Annotated in this window: 6 protein-coding genes; all 6 read left to right on the forward strand. The window is 70.9% G+C overall.

Annotated features, from left to right (window positions below; translation table 11 throughout):
* Positions 1–84 precede the first annotated feature (84 nt).
* Entirely contained in the window at positions 85–5,841 is a 5,757-nt protein-coding gene (locus ABD378_RS29305; protein ID WP_344525560.1) for a type I polyketide synthase, read from the forward strand.
* The gene (gene fabG, locus ABD378_RS29310; protein ID WP_344525562.1) at positions 5,838–6,608 is read left to right on the forward strand and encodes a 3-oxoacyl-ACP reductase FabG; all 771 of its coding nucleotides are present in this window, start codon (positions 5,838–5,840) and stop codon (positions 6,606–6,608) included. Before ABD378_RS29305 ends, fabG begins: the two co-directional genes overlap by 4 nt.
* Positions 6,609–6,656: 48 nt before the next feature.
* Entirely contained in the window at positions 6,657–7,436 is a 780-nt protein-coding gene (locus ABD378_RS29315) for a thioesterase II family protein (protein WP_344525564.1), read from the forward strand.
* A gap of 78 nt (positions 7,437–7,514) precedes the next feature.
* Positions 7,515–8,489, forward strand: a complete 975-nt coding sequence (locus ABD378_RS29320; RefSeq protein WP_344525566.1) for a beta-ketoacyl-ACP synthase III — start codon at positions 7,515–7,517, stop codon at positions 8,487–8,489.
* A 52-nt stretch (positions 8,490–8,541) separates the two neighbouring features.
* Positions 8,542–9,768 carry a thiolase family protein gene (locus tag ABD378_RS29325; RefSeq protein ID WP_344525568.1) on the forward strand — a complete coding sequence of 409 codons (1,227 nt, stop codon included), beginning with the start codon at positions 8,542–8,544 and terminating at the stop codon, positions 9,766–9,768.
* The coding region (locus tag ABD378_RS29330; RefSeq protein ID WP_344525569.1) for a class I adenylate-forming enzyme family protein at positions 9,768–10,745 on the forward strand (978 nt) is incomplete at its 3' end. The genes ABD378_RS29325 and ABD378_RS29330, both read left to right, overlap by 1 nt.

Genomic DNA, 10,745 nt, shown 5'->3' on the forward strand with positions numbered 1-10,745 from the left:
CGCACAGAACCGACGTCAGTCCCGTAACCGGCGGCAACAGGCGGCCGAACGCCGGGCTTCCTCTCGCGGAGACAGGTGATCCACGTGTCACAGCAACACCAGGACCAGGACCAGGAACAGGACCTCGATCGCGTTGCCATCATCGGCATGGCGGGCCGCTTCCCCGGCGCGGGCGACGTGGAGGCCCTGTGGAGCAATCTCGAACAGGGCCGCGAGGGCATCACCGTCTTCACCGACGAGGAACTCGCCGAAGCCGGCGTGGACCCCGAGCTGCTCGCCCGCGACGACTACGTCAGGGCCAAGGGCGCACTGGACGACGCCGACCTGTTCGACGAGGGCTTCTTCGGTTACAGCCCCCGCGAGGCCGAGCTCCTCGACCCCCAGCACCGCGTCTTTCTCGAATGCGCCTGGCACGCACTGGAGTCCGCCGGTGTCGACCCGGCCCGCTTCGACGGCCGCATCGGCGTCTTCGCGGGCTCGGGCCTCAACACGTATCTGCTGTTCAACCTCATGAACAACCAGCAGATCCTGGACGCCTCCGGCATGTACCAGGTGATGCTCGCCTCCGACAAGGACTTCCTGGCCACGCGTGCCGCGTACAAGCTGGATCTGAAGGGTCCGGCGGTCACCGTCCAGACAGCCTGCTCCACCTCGCTGACCGCGGTGCATCTCGCCTCCCAGAGCCTGATCAACGGCGAGTGCGACATCGCCCTTGCCGGCGGTGTGTCCGTGAGCTCCCCGCTGCGCGGCGGCTACACGTACGAACCCGGCGGCATCCTCTCCCCGGAAGGCACCTGCCGGGCCTTCGACGCCGATGCCCAGGGGACCGTGCCCGGCAACGGCGCAGGCATCGTCGTCCTGCGCCGCCTCGCCGACGCGCGGGCCGACGGCGACCGCGTCGACGCGGTCGTCCTGGCCAGCGCCGTCAACAACGACGGCTCGCTGAAGGCCGGTTACACGGCACCGAGCGTCGACGGTCAGGCCGAGGTCGTCGCCGAGGCGCTGGCCCTGGCCGACATCGACCCCGCCACCGTCGGCTACGTCGAGACACACGGCACCGGCACACCGCTCGGCGACCCCATCGAGCTGGCCGCCCTCACGCGTGCCTACGGCGCGGGCGCCGACGGTCAGGACCGCTGTGCGATCGGCTCGGTCAAGAGCAACGTCGGTCACCTCGACGCCGCTGCCGGTGTCACCGGACTGATCAAGGCGGCTCTTGCCCTCAAGCACGAGGCGATCCCGCCGACCCTGCACTGGGAGCGGCCCAACCCCGGCCTGGAGCTGGAGTCCGGCCCGTTCTACGTGAACACCGCGTTGCGCGCCTGGCCGCGCGAGGACGAGCCGCGCCGGGCCGGCGTCAGCTCCTTCGGCATCGGCGGCACGAACGTCCACGTCGTCCTGGAAGAGGCCCCCGTAGAAGAGCCGGAGCAGCCGGAACAGCGCTCCGACGGAGCCGGCGACGCCACGGCCCAGGCCCGTCCCCGTCTGCTGCCGCTGTCGGCGAAGTCGGCGCCCGCGCTCGCCGAGGCCGCCGAGCGCCTGGCCGACCGCCTGGAGGCGGACGCGGACGTCGCCCTGGACGCCGCCGCCCATACCCTGGCCCACCGTCGAGCCCAGTTCGCCCACCGGGGCACCGTCGTCGCCCCCACGACGGGCGAGGCGGTCTCCGCGCTGCGCAGGTTGGCACGGACCGCGCCCTCGGTCGCCGCCTCCGACGACGCCCCGGTCGCGTTCCTGTTCCCCGGGCAGGGCGCGCAGTACCCCGGGATGGCCCGCGGCCTGTACGACCGACAGGGCGTTTTCGCCGCCGAGTTCGACCGCTGCGCGGAGCTGTTCACCCCGTACCTGGGTGAGGACCTGCGCGCCTTGGTGCTCGGCTCGGACGACCCGCGCAACGCCGAACGGCTGCGGCAGACGCAGCTGGCCCAACCTGCCCTGTTCTGCGTCGAGTTCGCCCTTGCCCGGCAGTGGCAGTCCATGGGTGTCGAGCCCCGCGCCATGGCCGGTCACAGCATCGGTGAGTACGCCGCCGCCTGCCTGGCGGGCGTGTTCTCGCTGGAGGACGCGGTGCGTCTGGTCGCGGCCCGCGGCCGGCTTGTTCAGGAGATGCCGCGCGGCGCCATGCTCAGCGTGTTCCTCCCCGAGGACGAGACCGTCGCCCGGCTGGGAGAAGGACTGGCCCTCGCCGCCGTCAACTCCACGGCGCTCACCGTGGTATCCGGCACCCCGCAGGCCGTCGACGCCCTTGAGCAGCGGCTCAAGGAGGAGGGAGTGGGGTGCCGTCGCCTGCACACCTCGCACGCTTTCCACTCCCCTGACATGGACGGTGCTGTGGACCCGTTCACCGAAGAGGTCCGCGCCGTCACCCTGCATCCGCCGGTGATTCCCTTCCTCTCGAACGTGACAGGTACCTGGATCACCGCCGAGGAGGCGACCAGTCCCGACTACTGGGGCACGCATCTGCGTCGGCCGGTGCGATTCCGTGACGCGCTCGATGTGCTGCTCGCCGACCCCTTCCTCGTCCCGCTCGAGGTGGGGCCCGGCCAGAACCTGGCCAACTTCGTGCGCGCCCACCGGTCCTGGACGCCGGGTCGCACCGTCGCGGGCTCCCTGCCCCATCCTGGTGAGCAGACCCCCGACGACGCTCATCTGCTGAGCGGCGTCGGGGCGGCATGGAGCGCCGGTGTCCGCGTCGCCTGGGAGTCCGTCCTTGGCCCCGACGTCCACCGCCCCGTGTCCCTGCCCGGCTATCCCTTCCAGCGGCGGCGCTACTGGGTCGAGCCCTCCGGGCAGCCGCGCGCGTTCCAGGGCGCGGAGCCCGCCCGCGCCACCGCGGACAACTGGTTCTACGCTCCCGTCTGGCAGCGCCTCGCCCTGCCCGTCCGGGACGCGGCCGCTGCCACGGGTGACACCTGGATCGTCCTGGGTACGGGGCTCGACCTTGGTGACGCCGTCGCCGACCGTCTGGCAGCCTTGGGCGACCGCGTCGTGCGCGTCACCGCGGGCACCACCTTGGAACACACCGGCGAGGACGCCTGGACCCTGGATCCCGCCGAACGAGACCATCTGGCCGCGCTCGCCTCGTCCCTGGCCGTACCCCCCTTCGCGGCCGGGGACGGGCAGCGCATCCGCTTCATCCACCTGTGGAGTACCGCCGAAGGGCCCGCGAACGGCGCGGCCCTGGCCCGCGCGCGGCTGGACGCCTCGCGCCGCACCGGTTTCGACAGCCTCCTGGCGCTTGCCCAGGCCCTGGGCTCCGAGCGGCTGCCCGCACCGGTCACCCTCGATGTGCTCTGCAACGGGGTGTACGACGTCACGGGCGATGAAGCGCTGAAGCCCGAACACGCTCTGCTGCTCGGTGCGGCCACGGTGATCCCCCAGGAGACCGCCGGTACCGCCTGCCGTGTCCTGGACATCACTGGCGCCGGCACGGACGAGCAGGCTGTCGACACCGTGCTCACAGCTCTCGACAGCACCGTCCCCAGCACCGAACTCGCCGTGCGTGGACGCCACGTGTGGGCCCGTGACTTCGAACGGGTGGATTGGATCACCGGCGGCGACGCAGCGCGCACCGCCCTGCGCGACGGCGGCGTCTACCTCATCACCGGCGGCCTCGGCGGCATCGGCCTTGCCCTGGCCGAGCACATCGTGACCGCGGTCGGCCGGCCCGTTCTCGGTCTGCTGGGCCGTTCCGGGTTCCCGGCGGCCGCCGACTGGGACGCCCACCTCGCGGCGCACGACGACAGCGACGCCACCAGCATCCGTATCAAGCGGCTGCGGCACCTCGAATCGCTCGGCGCCCGCCTGGTCCTGCTGCGCGCCGATGTCACCGACGAGGAGGAAATGCGGCAGGCCGTCGGTGAGTTGAGGGCCCTGGCAGGACCTCTCAACGGCGTCGTACATGCCGCGGGCCTGCCGTCGCAGGGCATGATCGTCACCAAGTCCCCGGTCGACTCCGGGCAGGTGCTCGCCGCCAAGACGCACGGGGTGCTCGTCCTCGACGAGGTCTGCCGGGAGGACGACCTCGACTTCATGCTGCTCTGCTCGTCCGTGACCGCCGTCCTCGGCGGTCCCGGACAGAGCGACTATGCGGCTGCCAACGCCTTCCTCGACGCGTGGGCACAGTACAAGCGCCGCGAGAGCGGGCTTCCCGTCACCGCGGTCGGCTGGGACACCTGGCGAGGCGTCGGTATGGCCGCCGGACTGGACTCCAGGTTCGGCCTCGACTCCGGCACCCCGCTCGACGGCCATCCGCTGCTGCGGCGCCTGGTGCGCTCCACCCCCACGTCCCGCACCTACGCCACGGTCCTCAGCACCGAGGACAGCTGGATCGTCGCCGATCACCGCATCCAGAACCACGGCCTCGTCCCGGGCACCGCCTACCTCGAACTGGTCCGGGCCGCCGTCGCCGAGCAGGCCGCCGGGCGGGACATCGAGATCGGCGACGTGCAGTACATGATCCCTGTCGTCGTCCCCGACGGGCAGAGCCGGGAAGTCTTCACCACCATCGAAGAACGCGACGGCCGGTGGCACTTCGCGGTGCAGAGCCGCACCGGTGCGCCCGGGGCGGTGGCCTGGACAGATCACGCACGCGGCACCGTCGCCTTCCCGGAACCCGTCCAGGAGACCGTGCGGGACCTGGACGAACTCCGCGCCGGCTGCGCGGTGACGGAGGTCCTCGACACCGATGAGTCCATCAAGCTGGGCCTGCGCCTTGACCGGTTCGAGAAGGGCGGGCCGATCGAGTTCTCGTTCGGGCCCCGTTGGAGGTGCATGCGGGAGATTCAGGTCGGCCCGGAGCGGGTGATGGCGACCCTGCGGCTCGACGAGGAGTACCACGGCGACCTCGACCACTACCTGCTGCACCCGGCCCTGCTCGACGCTGCCGGCGGCACCGCGCGAGTCCACGCCCCCGACACGTACTACCTGCCGTTCAGCTATCGCAGCCTGCGCTTCCACCGCGGCCTGACCAGCACCGTCCACGCTTATGTGGAGGTGAAGGGAGCCGGGGACTCCGCGGGTGAGACCAGTACATGCGACATCGAGATCCTCGACCCGGAGGGCCGGCTGCTGGTCCGGATCGGTGATTTCACCATCAAGCGGATCAACGACCTGGAGGGTCTGCGCGACCAGATCACGCGCGCCGCCGAGGCTGCGCCGGCCGACGCGGCCGACGCGGACGACGGGCGTGCCGCGGAGGCGGACACCGGGGTCCTGCGCACCCTCGCCGAGGGAATCACCGAGGACCAGGGCAAGGACGTCTTCGCCCGCCTCCTCGCCGCTCCGGGCCTGCCGGGCCATCTCGTCGTCTCGCACCGCGACTTCACCGCCGTACGCGAACTCGCCAGGTCCTTGACCCCCGAGCTGCTGCAGCAGGAGATGGAGCAACTCGCCCCGCCCGGAGCCAGCCATCCCCGCCCGGACCTGGAAACGCCGTACGTCGCTCCCCGCTCGGCTCGCGAGCGGGATGTCGCCGAGGTGTGGCAGGAGATCCTGGGTGTGGACCGGGTCGGTGTCGACGACGACTTCTTCGCCCTGGGCGGCCACTCGTTGGCCGCGGTCCAGATCGGCACCCGTCTCAAGAACCGGCTCGGGGCCGAACTCGACCTGCGCGCCTTCTTCGAACGGCCCACGGTCGCGCACACCGCCGACCTGCTGGACGCGGGCCCCCGATCGGCGGCCGACCGCCCCGAGAACCGCATCGAGGTGCTCAGCCGCGACGAGCCGGCAGCCGACCTGGACGCGCTCGCCGAGCTGTCCGACGACGAGGTGGAAGAGGAGCTGCGCCGCCTGCTGGCAGGAGAAGACCTGACCACGGAGAACCAGGAGGGCAGGGCATGAGCACCGCACCCGACCCGGCCGGAACGTCTCAGGCCGCCCCGGTGGCGCTGGTGGCGGGCGGCTCACGCGGAATCGGCCGCGCCGTCGCGCTGCGGCTCGCCCAGGACGGCTTCGACGTGGCGGTGTGCTACGCCTCCGACACGGCCGCCGCCGAGAGCCTGGAGAAGGAGATCGGCGCGCTGGGCCGGCGGACGTACCTGCGCCGGACCGATGTCGGCGACAGCCTCGCGGTGGAGGAACTCATCGACGGCATCGAGGCGGCCCTCGGGCCGGTCTCCGCGGTGGTCACCTCGGCCGCCGTGCTGCGCGACGGTCCGCTGGCGGCCATGGAGGACGACGACTGGACCGACGTCCAGCGGGTCAACCTCGACGGCACGTACTACGTCTGCCGGACCGTCATCAACGGAATGATCGCGCGTCGCCGAGGTGCGATCGTGACGATGTCCTCCATCGCCGGCCTGTACGGCAACGCCGGACAGACCAACTACGCCGCGTCCAAGGCCGGGATCATCGGGTTCACCAAGTCCCTGGCCCGCGAGGTCGGCCGGTACGGGATCCGGGCGAACGTGGTCGTGCCCGGCTTCGTCGCCACCGACCCCGTCATGGAGCTGCCGGCCGACGCGCGGGAGCAGTTCCGGCAGCGCATTCCGCTGGGACGGTTCGGTGAGCCGCACGAAGTGGCCGACCTGGTCTCGTTCCTGCTCTCGGACCGGGCCGCGTACATCACCGGCACGACGTTCCAGATCGACGGCGGCGTGGCCGTCTGACCTGCGCAGGACCGCTGCGCACGGAACACGACCAAGGAGAAGCACACCATGCGCAACCCGTGGTTTGCCCAGTCAGAGCCGAGGGACGAGGCGGGGGTCCGTCTCTTCTGCCTCCCGTACGCGGGCGGCAACGCGTCGGCGTACCGGACCTGGCACGACCTGACCCCCGATCACGTGCACGTACACCCGCTTGAGCTGCCCGGCCGCGGTGCCCGCTGGAGCGAGACCCCGGTGAGCAGGATGCCGTTGCTGACCGAGATGCTGGCCGACACCCTGGCGGAGCATCTGGACCGGCCCTACGCCCTGTTCGGCCACAGCATGGGCGCTCTGATCGCCTTCGAACTCGCCAGGACCTTGCGCGACCGGGGGCTGCCTCAGCCGGCGCATCTCTTCGTCTCCGGATCGGCCGCTCCCGACCTGCCGCGCACCCGGCAGCCGATCCACGCGGCGCCGGAGGCCGATGTGATCGAGGAGCTGCGTTTCCTCGGTGGCACGCCGCCTGAGCTCTTGGACGACGCCGGGCTCATGGAGCTGATCCTGCCTGCGCTGCGTGCCGACTTCTCGGTCCTGGAGACGTACCTCTATCAGCCGCTCCCGCCGCTGGCGGTGCCCATGACCGTGTTCGGCGGCGAGGCGGACCCGCTCGTGGCGAGGACGCGGCTGCACCGGTGGCTGCGGCAGACCCGCGCCCACTCCGAGCTGATCGTCCTTCCCGGCGAGCACTTCTTCCTGCACTCGGCGGTGTCCGACGTGCTGGCGACGATCGCCGACGCCCTGGCCGGCCCGGCACCGCAGACCCTTCCCCCCGCACGACGGGGCGTGGCCTGAGTCCGGCCTGTTCGCATGACGCCGTGCCCTGAACCGCGCGGCGCCTCGCATCCCGGAACGTGACCCCATGGAGGACTCGTGACCGCCACCACCGCAGGCAGCCGGATACTGTCACTCGCCCATCACCAGCCCACGCGCGTACTCACCAACGACGAACTCGCCGCCATGGTCGACACGTCCGACGAGTGGATCAGGTCCCGCGTCGGCATCGCCACACGCCACATAGCCGCCCAGGACGAGAGCGTCGCCGACATGGCGATCGGTGCCGCCGCCAAGGCCGTCGCCCGGGCGGGGGTGGATTCCGGCGACATCGATCTGGTGATCGTCGCGACCTGCACCGCGGTGGACCGTATGCCGAGCATCGCCGCCCGGGTCGCCCACCATCTGGGGGTTCCCGCGGCGGCCGTCTTCGACCTCAACGCCGCCTGCGCCGGGTTCACTTACGCGCTGGCCACCGCCGATCAGGCCATCCGGGGCGGCGGCAGCAGTACCGCGCTGGTCATCGGCGCGGACAAGATGAGCGACTTCCTCGACTGGCAGGACCGCTCCAGCTGCGTCATTTTCGGTGACGGCGCCGGAGCCGCGGTCGTCACCGCGACCGACGGCTCCCGGTCCGACGGCATCGGCCCGGTGGTGTGGGGTTCTCAGCCTCAGCGCGGCTCTGCCATCGTCCTGGGCACCAGTGGGCCGGCCGGTCCGCCCGCCCTGTTCCGGCAGGACGGGCACGTCGTCTACCGCTGGGCGGTGACCTCCCTCGCTCCGGTGGCCCGTCAGGCCTGTGAGCGAGCCGGTGTCGCACCGGCCGATCTGGCCGGCGTGGTCACGCACCAGGCCAATCTGCGGATCATCGAGGCCGTGGCCAAGCGGCTCGGCGCCACCAACGCCGTCGTCGCGCGCGATGTCGTCGACTCCGGCAACACGTCGGCGGCCAGCGTTCCGCTCGCGCTGTCCAAGCTCGTGGAACGTGCCGAGATCCCCAGCGGCGCTCCGGTCCTCCTGCTCGGCTTCGGCGCCGGGCTGTCCTACGCGGCCCAAGTGGTCGGCTGCCCCTGAGGGTCCGTCAGGGCTCATGAATAAAACGCTCTCAGACAAAAGGAGTCGGTCCGTGGCGGAGCAGGTTTGGATCGCCGGGGTGGGGATGACGAAATTCGCCCACCACACCGATCGTGAGGTGCCGGGCCTGGCCGCCGAAGCAGTCCACGAAGCCCTGGCCGACGCGGGGTTGGAGCAGCGTCACGTGGAGGCGGCCTTCTTCGGGAACACCACCCAGGGGGCGCTGCAGGGTCAACTCATGGTGGGCGGCCAGATCGCACTGCGTGGCATGGGGTTCGAGCGGATCCCGATGTACAACGTCGAGAATGCCTGCGCCACAGGTGCCACGGCATTGCATCTGGCGGTCGATCAGATCCGCGCCGGTGCCGTGGACATCGCGCTGGCGGTGGGCTCCGAGAAGATGAACGTCGCCGACCGCGACAGGACCATGGCGGTCTTCAACGGCGCGTACGACGTATCGGATCCGGCAGGGCTGACGGCTGCCTTGACCGATCTGGGCGGTGAGAGCGATGACTCGCACGCCGGCAGGCGCAGCATTTTCATGGATATCTACGCGGCCATGGCCCGCGCGCATATGAAGCGCTTTGGCACCACGCAGCGGCAGATCGCCGCGGTAGCGGCCAAGAACCATCGGCATTCCGTGCACAACGAGAAGGCACAGCACCGACGGGAATTCACCGTCGATGAGGTTCTTTCCGCTCGCGCCCTGTCGTTTCCACTGACCGTGCCGATGTGCGCACCGGTCACCGACGGCGCGGCCGCCGTGGTGGTGTGCGGTCAGCGGGGACTGCGGCGCATGGCCGCCCGCGGCCGCCTCGTGCGGGTGCTGGCGCATGTGGTCGGTACCGGTGTCACCCACCCGCGGGACGCGTGGGACCAGCACATCAGCGGGTTGCTGGCGGCCCGTGCCTACGAACGGGCCGGGCTGGGCCCGCAGGACATCGACGTGGCCGAACTGCACGACGCCACGGCATTCGGTGAGATCCAGCAGACCGAACTCCTCGGCCTGTGCGAACCCGGTGCCGGCGGTGCGGCCGCCGAGGCCGGGGTGACGGCGCTGGGCGGACGCTTGCCGGTCAACCCGTCCGGAGGCCTGGAATCCAAGGGGCATCCTCTCGGGGCGACCGGCCTGGCCCAGGTGTACGAACTCGTCCGGCAGTTGCGCGGGGAGGCCGGTGTCCGCCAGGTGCCGGGCGCCCGGGTCGCGCTCGCGGAGAACGGCGGCGGTTTCTACGGCGGCGAGGAAGCGGTCGCCGCCATCACGGTATTGGGGGCGTAGTGGCGATCATCGACTTCTTCGACCGCGGCTGGCGGCACTCTCCGGACTCGGTCGCCTACGTGTGTGACGACCGGAGCTGGACGTTCGACGATGCAGGGAAGCTGTCCTGCCGGGTCTCGCACGCCTTGTTGCGGGCGGGATTCGCTCAAGGGACCAAGGCCGGTGTCCTGTCACCCAACGACGCGCGTGCCTGGATCAGCGTGCTGGGCATCTGGCGGGCCGGCTCGGCCTGGGTGCCGCTGAACCCCACCACTCCCCCGGCAGATCTGCGGCGGGTGATCGAGACGTTCGACTGCGAGGTGCTGTTCTTCCACAGTTCGATGGCGTCGACCGTGGCCGAGCTGGCTCCGTCCATGCCGAAGGTCACGCAGTACGTGTGTCTCGACGACGCGGCGGCCGATGCCCCCTCGCTGTCGGAGTGGACCGCCGGCCTGCCCGCGACACCGCCGGACGTGCACTACGCGATGGACGACGTGGTGGCCATCTCCTCGACCGGCGGCACGACCGGTGAGCCGAAGGGTGTGATGAACACTCACCGGTCCCTGTCCACGTGCCTGGCGCATCTGATGATGGCGTTCCACTACCGCGCCGACGACCCGATCGTCGACCTCGCCGCGCTGCCCATCAGCCATGCCTCCGGCGTGATCAGCCTCGCCGCCACGGCGCGCGGCGGCACGGTGGTCTTCCTGCCCGGGGCCGAGCCGACGGCGATCCTCGACGCGATCGAGCGGCATCGGGTCACCGAGCTCTTCCTCGCCCCCACGGTCGTCTACCGGCTGATGGAGGCGCCGGGGCTCGAGGACCGGGATCTGACCTCCCTTCGCTATCTGCTGTACGCAGCGGCTCCCATGTCGGCCGAGAAGCTGCGGCGGGCCATCGCGCTGTTCGGACCGGTCCTGATGGAGTGTTACGGCCAGGTGGAAGCGTTCGCCGGGGTCTCTTTCATGCGCCCCGAGGAGCACTTCGCCGCCGGGTCC

The sequence above is a fragment of the Streptomyces rectiviolaceus genome, assembly GCF_039533825.1.
Taxonomy (GTDB): Bacteria; Actinomycetota; Actinomycetes; order Streptomycetales; family Streptomycetaceae; genus Streptomyces; species Streptomyces rectiviolaceus.